General features: G+C 63.3%; 16 protein-coding genes. 5 read left to right on the top strand and 11 right to left on the bottom strand.

Annotation, left to right across the window (positions count from 1 at the left end; translation table 11 throughout):
- Window positions 1-85: 85 nt before the first annotated feature.
- Window positions 86-697: a trimeric intracellular cation channel family protein gene (locus ACF8Q6_RS14300; protein ID WP_392493065.1), complete on the bottom strand. Its 612-nt coding sequence runs from the start codon at window positions 695-697 to the stop codon at window positions 86-88.
- 91 nt (window positions 698-788) lie between these two features.
- Window positions 789-1,331 carry an oligoribonuclease gene (orn, locus tag ACF8Q6_RS14295; protein ID WP_003249514.1) on the bottom strand — a complete coding sequence of 181 codons (543 nt, stop codon included), beginning with the start codon at window positions 1,329-1,331 and terminating at the stop codon, window positions 789-791.
- Window positions 1,332-1,483: 152 nt separating this feature from the next.
- Between orn and rsgA the strand changes: the two genes are divergently transcribed.
- A complete protein-coding gene (gene rsgA / locus ACF8Q6_RS14290) occupies window positions 1,484-2,515 on the top strand; it encodes a small ribosomal subunit biogenesis GTPase RsgA (protein ID WP_392493067.1) in 1,032 nt (343 codons plus the stop codon).
- A 307-nt stretch (window positions 2,516-2,822) separates the two neighbouring features.
- On the opposite strand, the gene motB is transcribed toward rsgA, so the two are convergent.
- Window positions 2,823-3,863, bottom strand: a complete 1,041-nt coding sequence (motB, locus tag ACF8Q6_RS14285; RefSeq protein WP_392489599.1) for a flagellar motor protein MotB — start codon at window positions 3,861-3,863, stop codon at window positions 2,823-2,825.
- A 3-nt stretch (window positions 3,864-3,866) separates the two neighbouring features.
- Window positions 3,867-4,718, bottom strand: coding sequence for a flagellar motor stator protein MotA (gene motA, locus ACF8Q6_RS14280; RefSeq protein WP_003249507.1), 852 nt, complete (start codon window positions 4,716-4,718; stop codon window positions 3,867-3,869).
- Window positions 4,719-4,848: 130 nt separating this feature from the next.
- On the opposite strand from motA, the gene ACF8Q6_RS14275 reads away from it, so the two are divergent.
- The 3 genes from ACF8Q6_RS14275 to asd are packed head-to-tail and all read left to right on the top strand — an operon-like array spanning window position 4,849 to window position 8,111.
- Complete coding sequence (locus ACF8Q6_RS14275; protein WP_003249505.1) at window positions 4,849-6,384, top strand: HDOD domain-containing protein; 1,536 nt, start codon at window positions 4,849-4,851, stop codon at window positions 6,382-6,384.
- A gap of 44 nt (window positions 6,385-6,428) precedes the next feature.
- On the top strand, window positions 6,429-7,238 hold the full coding sequence (locus ACF8Q6_RS14270; protein ID WP_014859346.1) for a rhodanese-like domain-containing protein: 810 nt from the start codon (window positions 6,429-6,431) through the stop codon (window positions 7,236-7,238).
- 9 nt (window positions 7,239-7,247) lie between these two features.
- The gene (gene asd / locus ACF8Q6_RS14265) at window positions 7,248-8,111 is read left to right on the top strand and encodes an archaetidylserine decarboxylase (RefSeq protein WP_003249501.1); all 864 of its coding nucleotides are present in this window, start codon (window positions 7,248-7,250) and stop codon (window positions 8,109-8,111) included.
- A 76-nt stretch (window positions 8,112-8,187) separates the two neighbouring features.
- Here asd and serB read toward each other — a convergent pair whose 3' ends face one another.
- Window positions 8,188-9,402, bottom strand: a complete 1,215-nt coding sequence (gene serB / locus ACF8Q6_RS14260) for a phosphoserine phosphatase SerB (protein ID WP_003249498.1) — start codon at window positions 9,400-9,402, stop codon at window positions 8,188-8,190.
- A gap of 134 nt (window positions 9,403-9,536) precedes the next feature.
- Between serB and ACF8Q6_RS14255 the strand changes: the two genes are divergently transcribed.
- Complete coding sequence (locus ACF8Q6_RS14255) at window positions 9,537-10,994, top strand: AhpA/YtjB family protein (RefSeq protein WP_003249496.1); 1,458 nt, start codon at window positions 9,537-9,539, stop codon at window positions 10,992-10,994.
- Between the two features lie 264 nt (window positions 10,995-11,258).
- Here the strand turns inward: ACF8Q6_RS14255 and ACF8Q6_RS14250 are convergent, their stop codons facing one another.
- From ACF8Q6_RS14250 to ACF8Q6_RS14225, 6 genes are all read right to left on the bottom strand, one after another.
- A complete protein-coding gene (locus tag ACF8Q6_RS14250; protein ID WP_003249494.1) occupies window positions 11,259-11,969 on the bottom strand; it encodes a membrane integrity-associated transporter subunit PqiC in 711 nt (236 codons plus the stop codon).
- A gap of 172 nt (window positions 11,970-12,141) precedes the next feature.
- Window positions 12,142-14,400 (bottom strand): DNA topoisomerase IV subunit A, encoded by a 2,259-nt coding sequence (gene parC / locus ACF8Q6_RS14245; RefSeq protein WP_012053864.1) that lies wholly within the window; start codon window positions 14,398-14,400, stop codon window positions 12,142-12,144.
- A 10-nt stretch (window positions 14,401-14,410) separates the two neighbouring features.
- Window positions 14,411-14,929: a TIGR02281 family clan AA aspartic protease gene (locus ACF8Q6_RS14240; protein WP_392493993.1), complete on the bottom strand. Its 519-nt coding sequence runs from the start codon at window positions 14,927-14,929 to the stop codon at window positions 14,411-14,413.
- Window positions 14,926-15,912 (bottom strand): esterase-like activity of phytase family protein, encoded by a 987-nt coding sequence (locus ACF8Q6_RS14235; protein ID WP_392493994.1) that lies wholly within the window; start codon window positions 15,910-15,912, stop codon window positions 14,926-14,928. Before ACF8Q6_RS14235 ends, ACF8Q6_RS14240 begins: the two co-directional genes overlap by 4 nt.
- Window positions 15,909-17,813, bottom strand: coding sequence for a DNA topoisomerase IV subunit B (gene parE / locus ACF8Q6_RS14230; protein ID WP_003249486.1), 1,905 nt, complete (start codon window positions 17,811-17,813; stop codon window positions 15,909-15,911). The genes ACF8Q6_RS14235 and parE overlap by 4 nt, the downstream gene beginning before the upstream one ends.
- Before the next feature lie 35 nt (window positions 17,814-17,848).
- Entirely contained in the window at window positions 17,849-18,457 is a 609-nt protein-coding gene (locus tag ACF8Q6_RS14225) for a YqiA/YcfP family alpha/beta fold hydrolase (protein ID WP_003249484.1), read from the bottom strand.
- Between the last annotated feature and the right edge of the window lie 187 nt (window positions 18,458-18,644).

Raw genomic sequence — 18,644 nt, 5'->3', positions numbered from 1 at the left:
GGCAACACAGGGAATGGCACCGGCTTCGCCGGTGTTCGCGGGCACGCCCGCTCCCACATGGGCCATGTTGCGCTTATAAATTGCGTCACTGCTGGTCGTTGTAGTGGAACTTGGGCATTTCCCAGTGGAAGCGTATCGCCAACAGGCGTACCAGGAAGCCGCCAAACAGAGTCAGCAACGTCGCCTGCTCCGCCGGCACCTTGAAATACACGCATCCCAGATAGAACCAGGCCGCCGCAAATGACACACTGGCATACAGCTCACGGCGGAACACCAGCGGGATGTCGTTGCAGAAGATATCCCGCAGGATCCCGCCAAACACCCCGGTGATCACCCCGCTGATCGACGCCACCAGCATGCCCTGCCCCATCTCCAGCGCCGTCATGCAACCTATCAGGGTAAACGCCACCAGCCCCAGGGCATCGAGCACCAGGAACAGCGAGCGAAGGCGGCGCATCATTGGCGCAATGAAAATGGTCAGCAGCGCCGCAAAACTGGTCAGCACCAGGTACTCAGGGTGCTTCACCCAGGTCAGCGGGTAGTGCCCGAGCAGCACATCACGCACCGAGCCGCCCCCAAGCGCAGTGACGCAGGCGATCAGCACCACGCCAAACCAATCCATGCCGCGACGCCCGGCAGACAGAGCGCCAGTCATGGCTTCGGCGGTAATGGCGATAAGGTAGAGCATCAACAACATGGTGCGGGTCCGTGCAGGAAAGGCGCGCAGTCTAACCAGTTGCCCAAGGCACCAAAAGGGGGCGCAGATACAATATCTGCGCCGTTTCGACTCACAGCTTGATGAAGTGCTCGCGATAGTGACGCAGTTCGGCGATCGATTCGCGGATATCGTCCAGCGCCAGGTGGGTATTGCCCTTCTTGAAGCTGTCACGCACGTCCGGCGCCCAGCGCGCGGCCAGCTCCTTGAGGGTGGAGACATCCAGGTTGCGGTAGTGGAAGTAGTTTTCCAGGTTGCGCATGTGGCGGTAGAGGAAACGACGATCCTGGCAGATGCTGTTGCCGCAGATCGGCGACTTGCCTTTAGGCACCCACTGCTCGAGGAAGGCGATGGTCTGTGCCTCGGCTTCGGCCATGCTGACCTTGCTCTCGCGCACGCGCTGGGTCAGCCCCGAAGCGCCATGGGTGCGGGTGTTCCACTCGTCCATGCGCGCCAGCACTTCGTCACTGTGGTGGATGGCGATTACCGGGCCTTCGGCCAAGGTATTGAGCTCGCTGTCGGTGACGATGGTGGCCATTTCGATGATGACGTCGCTGTCCGGATCCAGGCCGGTCATTTCCAGGTCGATCCAGATCAGGTTCTGTGGGTTTTGCATGCAGGGGCTCCTCATATAGGCGGTCATATTAGCCTAGTGGCCAAGGCACGCCCATTCACGGCACAAAGGTGAGCAGAATAGTCCAGCGGCTGGCGTGCTAAACTGCCTGCCGTTTTCAATGCCCCACGCCGGGCCTCTCTTACGGTACCTTCATGGCCAAACGCCAGCTCAATCGCCGCCAAAACTGGCGGATCGAAAAAATCCAGGGCGAGCGCGCCGCTCGCGCGGCCAAACGCGAGCAGCATGCACTGCAGGAACTGGAAGGTGGCGACCTGGGGCCGGAGCAACTGGGCCTGGTGATCGCGCACTTCGGCGTGCAGGTAGAAGTTGAAGCTCAGGATGGCGAAACCGCAGGCCAGGTGTTCCGCTGCCATTTGCGCGCAAACCTGCCAGCACTGGTCACCGGCGACCGTGTCGTGTGGCGTGCGGGTAACCAGGGCATCGGCGTAATTGTGGCGCAGATGCCGCGCAGCACCGAGCTGTGCCGGCCGAACAACCATGGTCAACTCAAGCCGGTGGCAGCCAACGTCGACCTGATCGTGATCGTGTTCGCCCCGGCGCCGGAGCCGCACCCGAACCTGATCGACCGCTATCTGGTAGCGGCCGAGCACGCCGGCCTGCGCCCGCTGCTGCTGCTGAACAAAGCCGACCTGATCAACGACGAGAACGGCCCAGGCCTGCATGCGCTGCTGGAGGTCTACCGCGAACTGGGCTACCCGCTGCTGGAAGTTTCGGCACACCACGGCGACGGCATGCAGCGCCTGCAGCAACAACTCGACGGCCATATCAGCGTGTTCGTCGGCCAGTCGGGGGTGGGCAAGTCGTCGCTGGTCAACAGCCTGCTGCCAGACGCTGGCACCCGCGTCGGGGGCTTGTCGGAATGGTCAGGCCAGGGTACCCACACCACCACCACGGCGCGGCTTTACCACTTCCCCAATGGCGGGGACCTGATCGACTCGCCGGGTATTCGCGAGTTCGGCCTTGGCCATGTCAGCCGCGACGACGTGGAGGATGGCTTCATCGAGTTCCGCGACCTGTTCGGCACCTGCCGCTTCCGCGACTGCAAGCATGACCGCGAACCGGGCTGCGCGCTGCTCAAGGCACTGGAAGAGGGGCGCATCAAGCCGCAGCGCATGAACAGCTACCGCTCGATCATCGCCAGCCTGGCAGAAGACAGCTACTGAAACGCTCGAAATGAAAGTTGCCGCGATCCCTTGTAGGGGCGGGTTTACCCGCGAATACGGTGGCGACTGCAACGGTGAACGGCGGGTGGAAATTGGCCAGCAGGTCCGGCCCTTTCGCGGGTGAACCCGCTCCTACGACGGCCTGCGCCCAATCACCGATGCGTATGTAGTAGCGACTCTAGCCGCGAACACCGGCAACGCCGGTGCCATTCACCGCACTGGCGGCTTCGCGGGTAAACCCGCTCCTACAGTGATCGCGCCGGCGTTCGGGTGTTGTGTAGAACCGTTGCCCACACAGAAAAGCCGCTTACTGCTCCTTGGCTTCATCCATCTTCAGCGTGCCATCTTCAAAGATGTTCAGCTTCTGGCGCAGCTCGCGCGGTTGCATCGGAGGCTGTTCAGTTGCCCCTGGGTCAGCCGGTGCCGAAGCCCCTGGCGCAGCACCACTGGCTGGCGCTGCAGGTGCAGTTGGCGCAGCTGGCGGTGTTTCCGGCGCACCCTGCTCACCTTCGATATTGCGCTGGGCTTTCTTGGTCAGCACGATGATGTCGATACGGCGGTTGACCGGGTTGAACGGATCCTTGCGGTCGAACAGTGACGACGAGGCGTACCCCACCACCCGTGCCACCTGGCCGTCCGGGTAACCACCCGCCACCAGGGCACGCCGCGCGGCGTTGGCGCGGTTGGCCGACAGCTCCCAGTTACCGTACTCGCCAGTGCCAGCATACGGCTTGGCATCGGTATGGCCGCTGATGCTGATCTTGTTCGGCACCGCTTTGATGGTGTCGGCCATGGCCAGCAGGATATCTTCGAAGTAAGGCTGCAGGCGCGCGCTACCGATGTCGAACATCGGTCGGTTCTCAGCATCCATGATCTGGATGCGCAGGCCGTCCTGGGTGATCTCGAACAGGATCTGGTCCTTGAACTTCTGCAGTTGCGGGTTCTCTTCCACCTTGTTCTGCAGCTCCTGCAGCAACAACTCCAGACGCTCGCGCTCGACCTGCTCGGCCATGGTCTCGACCTGGTCCTTGTTCAGCTGAGTGGGGGACTGCTGCGTCGGCTCGGTCTTCACTTCCGGATTGATGGTTTTGTCCGGCGCCATCTCCGGGGAACCCCCAAGGTCGATGACATAAGGCGTGCCACTCTCGGAGAAACCAATAGGGTCCTGGAAGTAGCCGGCAATGGCGATCTTCTGCTCAGGCGTGGCCGTGGACAACAGCCACAGCACCAGGAAGAACGCCATCATCGCCGTGGCGAAGTCGGCAAAGGCGATTTTCCAGGCGCCACCATGGTGGCCGCCGCCAAAGCGCTTGACGCGCTTGACGATGATGGGCTGATTGTTCTCCATGACTCAGCGACCGCGAACCGCTTGTTCCAGTTCGGCGAAGCTTGGGCGGTGCTTGGGGTACAGCACCTTGCGCCCGAACTCGACCGCCAGCGAAGGTGGCATGCCCGACGCCGAGGCCACCAGCGAAGCCTTGATCGATTCGTAGAGGTTCAGTTCTTCCTTGGCATCGTGCTCCAGGCACTTGGCCAACGGGCCGAAGAACCCGTAAGCCGCCAGAATACCGAAGAAGGTACCCACCAGCGCCGCACCTACGTGCATGCCGATGGCCGCCTGATCGCCATCGCCCAGCGAGGCCATGGTCACCACGATACCCAGTACCGCCGCAACGATACCGAACCCGGGCATACCGTCGGCGATGCCGGTCACCGCGTGGGACGGGTGCTCCAGCTCTTCCTTCATGCTCAGCAGTTCCATGTCGAACAGGCCCTCGAGCTCGTGCGGGGCCATGTTGCCGGTGGACATGATGCGCAGGTAATCGCAGACGAACGCGGTCATGCGCTCATCGGCCAGTACCGTCGGGTACTTGGCGAAGATCGGGCTGGCAGCGGCGTCCTCGATGTCGGCCTCGATGGCCATCATGCCTTCGCGACGGCTTTTGTTGAGGATTTCGTAAACGAGGCCCAGCACCTCCAGGTAGAAGGCATGGCTGAAGCGCGAGCCGAACATCTTCATCGACTTCTTGATGACGTGCATGGTCATGTGGCCAGGGTTGGCCTGCAGGAATGCACCAAAGGCCGCACCGCCGATGATCAGTACTTCGAACGGCTGGATCAGCGCTGCGATCTTGCCGTGGGAGAGCACGTAGCCGCCGAGCACGCTCGCGAATACGACGATGATGCCGATAATTTTAGCCATAGGTTCAAAGCACTTGCTGTCGTGGTCAGGGGAAGAGACGGGAGCTTTAAAACTCTTCTTCTACTTATCGGCAGAACTGCGCCAGACTATAGCCACTCAATGCGAAAAGCCAGTTCGGACTGATGTCAAAATGCCAATTGAAACCAAGGTGCCCACTCAGGCCCCGCGTACGCTAGAGGCCTGGGTAAAGCTGCTCGAGAGTGTTCGCATCCCCGTGCCGAAGCACAGCTACGACCGGGTCATGGCTGCCATCCACGATAGCCGTCGCTCGCTGCGCGATATCGCCGAACTGATGCAGGATAGCCCGGCACTGGTGCTGTCAGTGATGCGCGAAGCCAATCACCCCACCAATGCCAGCCTCGCCGAACCCGCCGAAAGCCTGGAAGTCGCCCTCAACCGCCTGGGCCTGGAGCGCAGCGAGCAGCTTCTCAAACGCTTGCCGGCACTGCCCGTGGAGGAAATTCCGCCGGTATTGTGCCAGTTCCAGATGATCAGCCAGCATGCGGCACAGCAGGCCAGCGGCCTGTTCGCCAGCCGCCTGGCACGGCTGTGGCAAGAGATTCACTGGGGCAGCCTGCTGTTCCTGTCGCCACTCTGGCCACTGGCACTGGCCTACCCCAAGCTGCTTGACACTTGGGAACTGCGGGTTATCCACAAAGGTGAAGACGCCGCCCACGTCGAGGAAGAACTGTTTGGCGTGCGCATCATGGCGCTGTGCCAGACCATGGCCGAGTATTGGCGCCTGCCCCAGTGGGTCACCCAGGGTTATCGCCTGCTACTGGAAGAGCGCGAACAACTGGCCCAGGTGCTGAATATCGCCCGCGACGAAGACCTGCTCAGCCAGCAACACCGCCTGGACGCCGAGCCCGGCCTGCGGCGCTGGTTCAACCAGCCGGCCAATACCGTACTGCTGGCCAACAACCTGGCCCTGGCGGCACAGGTCGGCTGGGACAACCCGCACCTGCTGCGCTGGCAACTGCTGACCGCGCTGTACCTGCAAACCTCGCTGGAAGATGTGCAGCAGCAGGTGCACCAGCAGGCTGCCGCCAGCGCCCGCCGCCACGCCCGGCATGCCCTGTTCCACCCGGCCGAGGCCTTGATCTGGCCGTGGCACCAACGCCGGCCGCACCCGGACATGCTGGCTCCACCACCGCCCAGCAGCGACGACCTGGCACGCTGGCGCACGCTGTGCCAGCACCTGCTGGCCCAACCCAGCCCGTTCACCAACACCGTGCACCTGGCCACGCAGGCCCGTGAGGCCCTGCTGGCCTGCGGCATGCAACGCATCATGCTGCTTAGCCTGGACAAGGCCAGTGACTACCTGCGCGTGCAGCAAATTGCCGGCCTGCCCAAGGAGGCCGGGGCTCTGGCCCTGCAGGTATCGCAGAACAAGCTGCTGCAAAAGCTGCTGAGTCAGGCCGGGCAGTTGCGCATCACACCGGAAAACCACAGCCAGTTCTCGGCGCTGTTGCCCGCCCCGCTGCGCACCTTGTTCCGCAGCGAACATGTACTGCTTCGCTCGCTGGCTGCGAACGACCAGGTGCTGATGCTGTTGGTGGCCGACCAGGGCTGCCGGCCTTTGGCCGATATCAGCGTGCAAGCCTTCGGCAAGACCGCGCAATGCATCGAGCGGGCCTTGTCGGTGTTTACCAACCGCAAGGGTTGAGCCTTGCGCTACAATCGCCCCTCTTTCCACACTGGAGACCGTGGATGACCGACTTTTCCGGCCTGCCCCTGGTGATCGAAGCTGCAGACCTGCTGCCACGCCTGGATTCGCCGCAGCTGATCCTGGTCGACCTGAGCAGCGCCAACCGCTATGTCAGCGGGCATATCCCCGGCGCGCGCTTTGTCGAAGGCAAGCGCACCCAGCTCGGCCAGCCCCCGGCGCCCGGCCTGCTGCCAGCCCTGGGCGAGCTCGAAAAACTGTTCAGCGAACTCGGCCACCGCGCCGATGCCGTGTATGTGGTGTACGACGATGAAGGCGGCGGCTGGGCCGGGCGCTTCATCTGGCTGCTCGATGTCATCGGCCACGAGCGCTACCACTACCTCAATGGCGGTATCCAGGCCTGGCCGGCAGACAAGCTGTCCACCGCAGTGCCTGCCATTGGCAGCGCCCCGGTGCACCTGCACATAGACAGCGCACCCACTGCCACCCGCGAGTACCTGCAAAGCCGCCTGGGCGCCGATGACCTGGTCATCTGGGACGCGCGCGGCCCGCAGGAATTCAGCGGCGAAAAAGTGCTGGCAGCCAAAGGCGGCCACATCCCCGGCGCAATCAACTTCGAGTGGACCGCCGGCATGGACCTCAACGACCACCTGCGCATTCGCCAGGACATCAAACAAGTCCTCGAGCAACTGGGCATCACCCCTGACAAGGAGGTGATCACCCACTGCCAGACCCACCGCCGCTCCGGTTTCACTTACCTGGTGGCCAAGGCCCTCGGCTACCCACGCGTCAAGGCCTACGCCGGCTCGTGGAGCGAATGGGGCAACCACCCGGACACGCCTGTAGAAGTCTAAGGAACCTGCATGAAATCCCGTCTGTTCATCATCAGCCAGTACCTGCTGCCGCACCACCTGCTGTCGCGGCTGGCCGGCTGCATCGCCGAGTGCCGCGTGCGCTGGTTCAAGAACGCCTTCACCGCATGGTTCGCCAAGCGCTACCAGGTGAACATGAGCGAGGCGCTGGTCGAAGACCTGAGCGCTTACGAGCACTTCAATGCGTTCTTCACCCGCGCCTTGAAACCTGGTGCCCGTCCACTGGACGAAACCCCGGGCGCCATCCTGTGCCCGGCCGACGGTGCGGTCAGCCAGCTTGGCCCGATCGAGCACGGTCGTATCTTCCAGGCCAAAGGCCACGGTTTCAGCGCGCAAGAGCTGCTGGGCGGTGATCCGGCCATGGCCGCGCCGTTCATGGGCGGCGAGTTTGCCACCATCTACCTGTCGCCCAAGGACTACCACCGCGTGCACATGCCGCTGGCCGGCACCCTGCGCGAAATGGTCTATGTGCCGGGCCGCCTGTTCTCGGTCAACCAGACCACCGCAGAGAATGTCCCCGAGCTGTTCGCTCGCAACGAGCGTGTGGTCTGCCTGTTCGATACAGAGCGTGGGCCAATGGCTGTGGTACTGGTCGGCGCGATGATCGTCGCCTCGATCGAAACAGTCTGGGCCGGGCTGGTCACGCCGCCCAAACGTGAGCTGAAGACCTTCCGCTACGACGAAGCCAGCCGCACGCCGATCCACCTGGAGAAAGGTGCCGAACTAGGCCGCTTCAAGCTGGGTTCGACCGCCATCGTGCTGTTCGGGCCGGAGCAGGTGAAGTGGGCTGAGAGCCTGGGTGCGGGTTCTGCAGTGCGCATGGGGCAGCAGCTGGCGGCGCCTGTGCAGGCTTGATTCGAGCCATATGAGAAAGGCCCTGCATAGGCAGGGCCTTTTTCGTTGGGCCGCCATGCGGCCCCGGATTTACGGATCAGCCGCGGGCGTCGCGATCACGCAGGCCCAGCAGATACAGCACCCCGTCCAGCCCCAAGGTGGAAATCGCCTGCTTGGCCGACTGGCGCACCAGCGGCTTGGCACGAAACGCCACACCCAAACCGGCCAGCGACAGCATCGGCAGGTCATTGGCACCATCGCCCACGGCGATGGTCTGCTCCAGTTGCAAGCCTTCGTCACTGGCCAGCTTCTTCAACAAATCGGCCTTGCGCTGGGCATCGACAATCGGCTCAACAGCCACGCCCGTCACCTTGCCATCGACCACTTCAAGTTCGTTGGCGAACACATAGTCGATACCCAGACGCGCCTGCACCTGACGAGCGAAATAGGTAAAGCCACCGGACAGAATCGCGGTCTTGTATCCCAGGCGCTTGAGCTCGGCAAACAGGTTCTCGGCACCCTCGGTCAGGCGCAGCGATGCCCCGATCTCGTCCAGTACCCCCACATCCAGGCCCTTGAGCAGCGCCATGCGCTCTTTGAAGCTGGCGCGGAAGTCCAGTTCACCGCGCATGGCGCGCTCGGTGATCGCCGCCACCTGCTCACCCACACCCGCCGCCTTGGCCAGTTCGTCGATGACTTCGGCCTCGATCAGCGTGGAGTCCATGTCGAACACCGCCAGGCGGCGGTTGCGGCGGAACAGATCGTCCTTCTGGAAGGCGATGTCGACGCTCAGCTCTTCAGCCAGGGCAAAGAAGTCGGCACGCAAGGCCTGGGCATCGCTCGGCACACCGCGCACGGAGATCTCGACGGCTGCCTTGCCCTTGTCGGTTTCGGCATCCAGTGCCACCCGGGCCGACAGGCGCTCGATACGCTCGATGGTCAGGCCGTACTGGCTGATCACCGCACTCACCCGCTGCAGTTGCTCGGGAGTGATCTTACGGCTGAGCAGGGTAACGATGTGGCGCGCTTCGCCATGCCCATCAGCCCAATGCTGGTAGTCCGCCTCGGAAATCGGCGTGTAACGGGCCTGCAGGTTCAGTTCGTGGGCTTTAGCCTGCACGCTTTGCAACAGCGCGGTAGCCACTTCGTTGTCCGGGATGTCGACCAGGATGCCAAACGACAAGGTGCCGTGCATGACCGCCAGGCCGATGTCGAGGATACTCACACCGCCCTGCAGCAGGACGCCGGTGATAGCCGCAGTGAGACCGGGACGGTCCTCACCGGTGATGTTGATCAGGACGATTTCGCGCACAACCTGGCTCCGACTTCGATGAAAAATGCGCATTCTACCGATTTTCCATGACCATCGGGCGCCAACGATACTTTGCCGACAAAACCCGGCTCGCTATACTCCCCCCACTTTCATGCCATTAAGAGCCGAGCTCTGTGAACCGGCCCACGCCAGTCAAACCAGACAATTTCTTCCTGATGATCTATCGCGCCCTGAGTCAACGTCGCGTGCCGCTGGCACTGCGCATCGCCTGCACCAACATTTTCCTGGTGGCGCTGGCGCTGGTGATCTACGCCTGCGTGATGGGCCTGCAGTTCAAGCAGGCCATGCATGAGCAGGCCGATGCCTTGGGCCAGAGCCTGACCACCCAGACGGCCACATCGGCAACCGAGCTGCTGGTGTCCAATGACATCCTCAGCCTCAACGTGCTACTGGGCAACCTGGTTAAAAACCCGCTGGTGGCCCATGCGGCAATCTACAGCGTGGATAACCGCATCCTCGCCGAAGCGGGCCAGCGCCCGCGCAACAGCCTGCTGGGCGAGGCCGAAGGCCTGTACCAGACCAAAATCACGTTCCAGGACGTGACGGCCGGGCAGCTGCGCATCAGCCTGGACATGAGCCAGTTCCAGCAACCGATGCTGATCAGCCTGCAGAGCATGGGCATTCTGGCCGCTATCCTGCTGGCCCTGGCCTTGGCCCTCAGCTTGCGTCAGGGCCGCTTCATCACCCTGCCACTGCTGCAGCTGCGGGTATGGCTGCGCGACCCGCAGCCCTATACCCCGGCCACCGACCGCCAGGACGAAATTGGCGACATCGCCCGCCAGCTGCATGCACGCCTGGCCCCGCCTCCGCCCCCGGAGCCGGAGCCTGAGGAAGAAGACGACGAGCAGTTCGACGACCTGCCCGCCGCTGCCCCGGCACCCAAGGCCGTACCGCGCGCCAAACCTGCCCTGGAAGACGAGGATGACGACGAGGCCTTCGCCGGCCTGCTGGACGACGACACTGCACCCAAGGCCGCCGCAGAGGTCGAGTCCGACGAGCCGCAGTACAGCGCCGTACTTGCCGTGCAGCTGGGCTCGCAGGAGCAACTGCGTCGCCTGCCACGCACACGCCTGGCCGAGCTGACCGAGCGCTACCGCGATTGCCTGGAGCACGCGGCCTCGCTCTACGACGGTGAAACCCACACGCTGAACGACGGCAGCACCTTGGTGCTGTTCCACAGCCGCGAGTGTGGCGAGGACTACCTGACCAACGCCATTTGCTGTGGCGAACTGTTGCGCGCCCTGGGCCACGCCCTGCAGATCGAGGTAGCCGACAGCGGCATTACCCTGCAACTGCAGCTAGGCCTGGTCTTGGGCAACGACCTGCATGGGCTGGAACTGGTTGACCTGTTGATGGCCGAGAAGGTCCAGGATGCCCTGGCACTGTCGCAGCACAGCCGTAACCTGTTGCTGGTAGAGCGGCAGATCAACGATGACGCCCTCATTCGCCAGCGTGCGCGTATTCGCCCGATCGCCAGCCCCGAAGGCGCCTGCTGTGTGGAGCGACTGATGGAGCCTTACCCGTCAATGCTGGAACGGCAACTGGCGCGCATGCATGAGCACCGCGCCTGACAGGCATACGCTGCATCTACAGCGCATGTCTTGAGCCAGGCTGGTTTCCTTGCGATCACGTGCCTGGCGCAAGATCCAGCCAATAGCGCAAACCCCGGTAGGAGCGGGTTTACCCGCGAATACGGTGGCGGCGGCAACGGTGAACGGCGGGTGCAAATTGGCCAGCAGGGCCGGCCTCTTCGCGGGTGAACCCGCTCCTACGAAGACTGGCAGATACAAAAAAGCCCGCAGCGAATGCGGGCTTTGTCGTATCTGGCCGCTTGATCAGAACCGATAAACTTCCATATCGGTGCGAATCGGCGAGGCCATCGGGATTTTGGGTTTCTCCGGCCCCTTCTTCACCTGCGTCGGTGCAGCGGGCTTTTTCGGTGCTTCTTCGGCAATCGCCGGCTGGTTGGCCAGCGGCTTCACCGCTGTGCTCAGCTGTTCGGCCAGCTTCTGCAGCAGTTGGCCCTGAGCCTGCACCTGCGACGACTCACTGCCCTCATGCTGCTGCTCGAGGTGAATGATACGGTTGTCACGCACACGGCCACGGCGGTCAAGCAGACGCCACTGGGCATCCAGGATGGCCGGCTGGTTCTTGCCCGAGTCCAGGCGTGTAATCGACAGCAGCACTTGCACGTCCGGGCTGAAGCCTGCGGTCGCCGGAGCCAGTACTACGCGTTGGCTGTCCAGGCGCCAGGCCAGTTGACGCACCAGCAGCTGGTCGATATCCGATGACAGGCTGCCAGCCCAACGACCGTCGGTCGCCGCGCTCAGGCTGCCATCAGGTTGACGCTGCAGGAACGTCTCACGCTGAAGGTAATCGGCCACCGATACCGGGCCGAGTACCACGGCCATGCCCGCACTCTGCGACGGCTGGCCAGGATCACCACTGTCGAGCTGATACAGGGCAACCGGCTGATGCATGGTGCACCCGCCAAGGCCCAGCAGGCCAGTCATCAACAGCGCAAATGGAAGGCGCAGAAATTTCATCATCCCATCCAGGCGGCTGCCACAAGGCACACCGCAGTGATACATGTAGATTCAAACGGGCACACGGCCACGCCGGCACCGCAAGGGGCATATCATCCGCGAAATAACCGTCCGACTCCAGCATTTCTGCCCGAAACGGCGTTGAAATTGCCGTTCCAGACATTACAACCGGTTATGTCGGCACTTCCACCTGCAACCCATCGACGCGCTGGAACCCGCGTGGCAGCTTGCTGCCGCGCCGACCGCGCTCGCCCTTGTAGTGCTCCAGGTCGTCCGCCTTCAAAGACAGGGTACGCTTGCCGGCCTGCAATACAAGGGTCCCGCCTTCGGGAATCACGGCCAGATCGGTAACAAACTCTTCACGGCTGGCCACCCGGTCACCCGGCACGCCAATGATCTTGTTGCCCTTGCCTTTACCCAGCTGAGGCAAGTCGCTGACCTTGAACACCAGCAGGCGGCCTTCGGTGGTCACGGCCGCCAACCAGTCCTGCTCGCGATCAGCCACTGGGCGCGGGGTCATGACCTTGGCCCCGTTGGGCAAGCTGAGCAGGCCTTTGCCGGCCTTGTTCTTGGCCTGCAGGTCTTCACCCTTGACCACGAAACCGTAACCGGCATCCGAAGCCACCACGTACAGCGCATCGTCGTCAGGCAACAACACACATTCGAAAGTCGCCCCCGGTGGCGGCGTCAGACGGCCAGTCAGCGGCTCGCCCTGGCCACGCGCCGATGGCAGGCTGTGGGCCGCCAGCGAGTAGCTGCGACCGGTGGAATCGATAAGCACGGCAAACTGGTTGGAACGCCCAGCCGCAGCAGCCTTGAAACCGTCGCCGGCCTTGTAGGAAAGGCCAGTGGCGTCGATATCGTGGCCCTTGGCGCAGCGCACCCAGCCCTTCTCCGACAGCACCACAGTGACGGGCTCGGTCGGCATCAGCTCGTTTTCCGACAGGGCCTTGGCTTCGGCACGCGCTACGATCGGCGAGCGACGATCATCGCCATAGGTTTCGGCATCCTTGATCAGCTCGCTGCGCACCAGCTTGCGCAGTTTGGCCTCGCTCCCCAGCAAGGCCTGCAGCTTGGCTTGCTCCTTCAGCAACTCATCCTGCTCACCGCGGATCTTCATCTCTTCCAGGCGCGCCAACTGCCGCAGGCGGGTCTCGAGGATGTAGTCGGCCTGGATCTCGGTCAGTTCGAAACGTTCGATCAGGGCCTGCTTGGGGTATTCCTCAGTACGGATGATGTGGATCACTTCATCCAGGTTGAGGAATGCGGTGAGCAAACCGTCCAACAGGTGCAGACGCTTCTCGACCTTATCCAGACGGTGCTGCAGGCGGCGACGAACGGTATTGGTGCGGAATTCCAGCCACTCCACCAAGATGGTTCGCAGGTTTTTCAACTGCGGCCGGCCGTCCAGGCCGATGATATTCACGTTGACCCGGTAGGTGCTTTCCAGGTCGGTGGTAGCGAACAGGTGCTGCATCAGCTCGTCGACATCGACGCGGTTGGATCGCGGGATGATGACAATACGGCAAGGGTTCTCGTGGTCCGACTCGTCGCGCAGGTCGGCGACCATCGGCAGCTTCTTGGCCTGCATCTGCGCGGCAATCTGCTCCAGCACTTTGGCCCCGGAGACCTGGTGCGGCAGCGCAGTGACGACGATGTCGCCATCCTCGACGCGGTACACGGCGCGCATGCGGATCGAGCCGCGGCCGCTTTCGTACATCTTGAGAATTTCAGCCCGCGGCGTGACGATCTCGGCCTCGGTCGGGTAATCCGGCCCTTGGATGTGCTCGCACAACTGCTCAATGGTTGCCTTGGGCTCATCGAGCAGTCGCACACAGGCACTGGCCACCTCTCGCAGGTTGTGCGGCGGCACGTCGGTGGCCATGCCCACGGCGATACCGGTGGTACCGTTGAGCAGGATGTTGGGCAGGCGCGCAGGCAGCACGGCCGGCTCCTGCAACGTGCCGTCGAAGTTCGGCACCCAGTCCACGGTGCCCTGGCCGACTTCGCTGAGCAGCACTTCAGCGTAGCGTGACAGCCGCGCCTCGGTGTAGCGCATGGCGGCGAACGACTTCGGATCATCCGGCGCACCCCAGTTGCCCTGGCCATCGACCAAGGTGTAGCGGTAGCTGAACGGCTGCGCCATCAGCACCATGGCCTCGTAGCAGGCCGAATCGCCATGGGGATGGAACTTGCCGAGCACGTCACCGACGGTACGTGCCGACTTCTTGTGCTTGGCATCGGCATCGAGCCCCAACTCGCTCATGGCGTAGACGATGCGGCGCTGCACCGGCTTCAGGCCGTCGCCGATGTGCGGCAGGGCACGGTCCATGATCACGTACATGGAGTAGTTGAGGTAGGCCTGTTCGGTGAATTCAGCCAGCGAGCGGCGTTCTACGCCGTCCAGGCTGAGTTCCAGTGAGTCGCTCATGCGGGCCTCGTCATTTCAGGTTCTGGCGCAGCAGCATGGTGCCACCGCGCTGGGTAAATTCAAGTTGTTGCAGGGCACTCATACCCAGCAGTACGGTGGACCCATCCAGGCCCGGCACCACGATGGCGCGTACGTTCTGCAGGCGGATATCGCCCAGTTGCAGGCTGGTCAGGCGCGTGCGGTAGCCTTCGGTGCGGCCGTTGGCGGTGCTCAGTAGCACCGGGCTACCGCGCTCCAGGCTCAGGTCATGAGCCAACGCCTCCGGGATCGCCACATCGGTGGCGCCCGTGTCGAGCATGAAATGCACCACCTGGCCGTTGATGGCACCATCCACCACAAAGTGGCCCTGGCCATTACTCAGCAGGCGCACTTCGATAAAGCCTTGACCATGTTCGGATTGCACCTGGCTGTTGGGGTTACGCTGGCTGTCTTCCCACTGGCCGAAAAAACGCGTGGCAAGAAACAGCGCCGCCGCCCAAGCGACGATCATCAGCAACTTGCCCGCGCGCTTGCCCGGCGCCTGGCTCATGGTTTGGCGCTCCAGCCGCCTTCCGGTGCGTCGAAGCGCCAGACGACTGGGCGGGTTTCACCGTCGGCACGGGCGCCGTTGTTATTGTCCAGGCCAATCCAGGCGCCCTTGGCATCGATCACCAGTGCTTCGGCCAGGCCAAACGGCTGCGCGTAGCGCCGTGACTCGACCAGCGCATCAGCAGCGAACGACCAGCAACGCTCGACCTTGCCACTGTCGACATCACGTCGGCACACCCGGTAGGCGTTGCGTTCGAGGGTAAACAGCTTGCCCTCGAACCAGGCCAGGTCAGCGAAGTCGCGCGACAGGGCCCTGGCATTGGGCATCTGCGCGGGTTGCATTTCGACCCCCGCCTCGCTCAGCAGCACGCAACCACGCCCGCAGGTCCAGACCGACTGCTGGCGCTCGATGGCCACCAGGCCACGGCGCTCACGCTCCGCAGCCAGCCACAGGCGATCACCCGCCGGGTTGATCGCCAGGCCTTCGAACAGGGCATTGAAGTTCAGCAGCATGCCGCTTGCCCGGGCCTGGCGCACCATGGCCGAGTCGATCCTCAACCAGTCCGGCTCGCCTTTCAGCGGCAATTGCAGCACCGCGGCATGCGCCTCGCTGACCAGATAGAGGTTACCCGCCTGATCACAGGTGATACCTTCGAAATCCAGCTCGCCACCGCGAATGTACGATGCCGCCCAGTTGCGCGACTTCAACCCCCATGGGAGGCCGCTTTCCGGGACAGCCGGCGGGGTGAAGGTAAGCGGCTGCGCGCGCCAGGTGGGGTTCTGCTGATCGAAGCGGTAGATACGGTCGTCGTCACGGTCGGACACGCCCCACAACCCGCCCCGGCATTCCACCAGCCCCGACAGGTTGCCACCGCGCATACCGTCGATCGGGTGCTCGGCTGTCATCTTCAGCTCTGGCCAGCTGCCCGCCAGACAAGGCAGGGCAACCAGCGCCAGGCAAACGGCAAGTACTTGCCGAATCAAACCATGACCTCGGCCAGGTTGCCCTTGGTCTCCAGCCAACTCTTGCGGTCACCGGCGCGCTTCTTGGCCAGCAGCTTGTCCATCAGCTCGCAGGTGGCTTCTACGTCGTCCAGGGTCAGCTGCACCAGGCGTCGGGTGTTCGGGTCCATGGTGGTTTCGCGCAACTGCGGCGGGTTCATCTCGCCCAGGCCCTTGAAGCGTGTTACCTGCGGCTTGCCGCGCTTCTTCTCGGCTACCAGGCGGTCGAGGATGCCGTCACGCTCGGCTTCGTCGAGGGCGTAGTAGATTTCCTTGCCCAGGTCGATGCGGTACAGGGGCGGCATGGCCACGTAAACGTGCCCAGCTTCGACCAGTGCCCGGAAGTGCTGAACAAACAGCGCACACAGCAATGTGGCGATGTGCAGACCATCGGAGTCAGCGTCGGCGAGGATGCAAATCTTGCCATAGCGCAGCTGCGCAAGGTCGGTTGCCCCCGGATCGACGCCAATGGCCACGGCTATGTTGTGCACTTCCTGGCTGGCCAGGACTTCGCCACCGTCCACTTCCCAGGTGTTGAGGATCTTGCCGCGCAGCGGCAGGATGGCCTGGAACTCCTTGTCCCGCGCCTGCTTGGCCGAACCACCGGCCGAGTCACCCTCGACCAGGAACAACTCGGCACGCATCGGGTCCTGGCCCGCACAATCGGCCAGCTTGCCGGGCAATGCCGGGCCCTGCGTGATGCGCTTGCGCTCGACCTTCTTGCTGGCCTTGAGGCGGCGCCCGGCGTTGCTGATGGCCAGTTCTGCCAGTTGCATGCCCAGCTCGGGGTGGGCGTTGAGCCACAGGCTGAAAGCATCCTTGACCACACCGGAGACGAACGCGGCGGCCTCGCGTGATGACAGGCGCTCTTTGGTCTGCCCGGAGAACTGCGGGTCCTGCATCTTCATCGACAGTACGAAGGTGATGCGCTCCCAAACGTCTTCCGGCGCCAGCTTCACCCCGCGCGGCAGCAAGTTGCGGAACTCGCAGAACTCACGCATGGCATCCAGCAGGCCCTGGCGCAGGCCGTTGACGTGGGTGCCGCCCTGGGCGGTGGGGATCAGGTTGACGTAGCTTTCCTGAATGCTGTCGCCGCCTTCGGGCAGCCACAGCAAAGCCCAGTCAACCGCTTCCTTGTTACCTGCCAGGCTGCCACAGAACGGCTCGTCGGGCAGGCGCTGGAATTCGTTGACCGAGTCGACCAGGTAGGAGCGCAGGCCATCCTCGTAGTGCCATTCCACCTTTTCGCCGCTGGCCTTGTCCTCGAAGCTGACCAGCAGCCCCGGGCACAATACCGCCTTGGCCTTGAGCACGTGCTTGAGGCGGCTGATGGAAAACTTGGGTGAGTCGAAGTACTTCGGGTCTGGGCTGAAGTACACGCTGGTGCCGGTGTTGCGCTTGCCGACCGAGCCGACCACTTCCAGCTCGCTGGCCTTGAAGCCATCGGCAAAGGTCATCTGGTATTCATTGCCGTCACGCTTGACGCGCACACGCACCTGCGTCGACAAGGCGTTGACCACCGAGATACCCACCCCGTGCAGGCCACCGGAAAACTGATAGTTCTTGTTGGAGAACTTGCCGCCGGCGTGCAGCTTGGTGAGGATCAGCTCGACCCCGGACACGCCCTCTTCCGGATGGATGTCCACCGGCATGCCGCGGCCGTCGTCGCTGACTTCCAGCGAATGGTCGGCATGCAGGATTACCTGCACCGAACGCGCGTGGCCGGCCAGTGCTTCGTCGACACTGTTGTCGATGACTTCCTGGGCCAGGTGGTTGGGGCGGCTGGTATCGGTGTACATGCCCGGCCGCTTGCGGACCGGATCAAGGCCCGAGAGGACTTCGATGGCGTCTGCGTTATAGGCGCTAGCGCTGGGATTGGCCATAGGGTCTCGTCGTCAGTCTGGTGAATGCAAAAAAGTCAAAATACAGAAAAATCGAGCGCCGCATACTGCCCACGGGCAATGCCGGCGAAGGCCAGCAGTGCCGGCAGGCGCTCGGCGAAGCCCTGGAAGCTGTGGTCGCCACCGGCCTGGATACGCAGGGCACAAGCACGGTAATAGCGCTCGGCGTGGCGATAGTCCAGGGTTTCATCGGCGGTCTGCAGCCACACTTGATAGCGGTCGGCATCGGCCGGGGCCGCGACTTCCAGCTCGGCCAGGGCCTGCACGTGATCGTGGGTCAGCTCCCAGGTTTCACCGCTGTAATGGTTGCGCTGGGTGCCCAGGTAACCGTCGAAATGCTTGTGCGGGGTTACCGCCGGGTTGACCAGAAGGGCCTTGAGGCCATGGCGCTCGGCCAGATGGGTGGCATAGTAGCCGCCGAGCGAACTGCCCACCAGCAGTGGCGCACCCAGTTCGGCGATGGCCGCTTCGAGCTGGACCATGGCTTGCCGTGGGTGGTGGTGCAGGGCCGGCACTCGCAGCTGGTCGGCCAGGCCGAGCTGCTGCATGACTGCCTCCAGCTGACGCGCCTTGGTTGAAAGCGGCGAGCTGTTGAAGCCATGGATATAGAGGATGGAACCCGACATGCTGCCCCCGGAATCTGTGGCTTCGCGCCTGATAATGCGGGCGCAGGGACGCGCAGTGTAGCGCGTTCGCCGGGTTTTGGCGCCGCACAGGGGTTTTAGCAACACATTCTTCAACAGCTTTGAGAGTGCCGGGGGCGCTTTGCGCCCCTGTCGCGACACAAGGCCGCTCCCACAGGGGTACGCGATC

The organism is Pseudomonas sp. GLN_2 (genome assembly GCF_043106005.1).
Taxonomy (GTDB): Bacteria; Pseudomonadota; Gammaproteobacteria; order Pseudomonadales; family Pseudomonadaceae; genus Aquipseudomonas; species Aquipseudomonas alloputida.
Note: the sequence above shows the minus strand (reverse complement) of the source record. Positions and strands in the feature narration are given on the sequence as shown.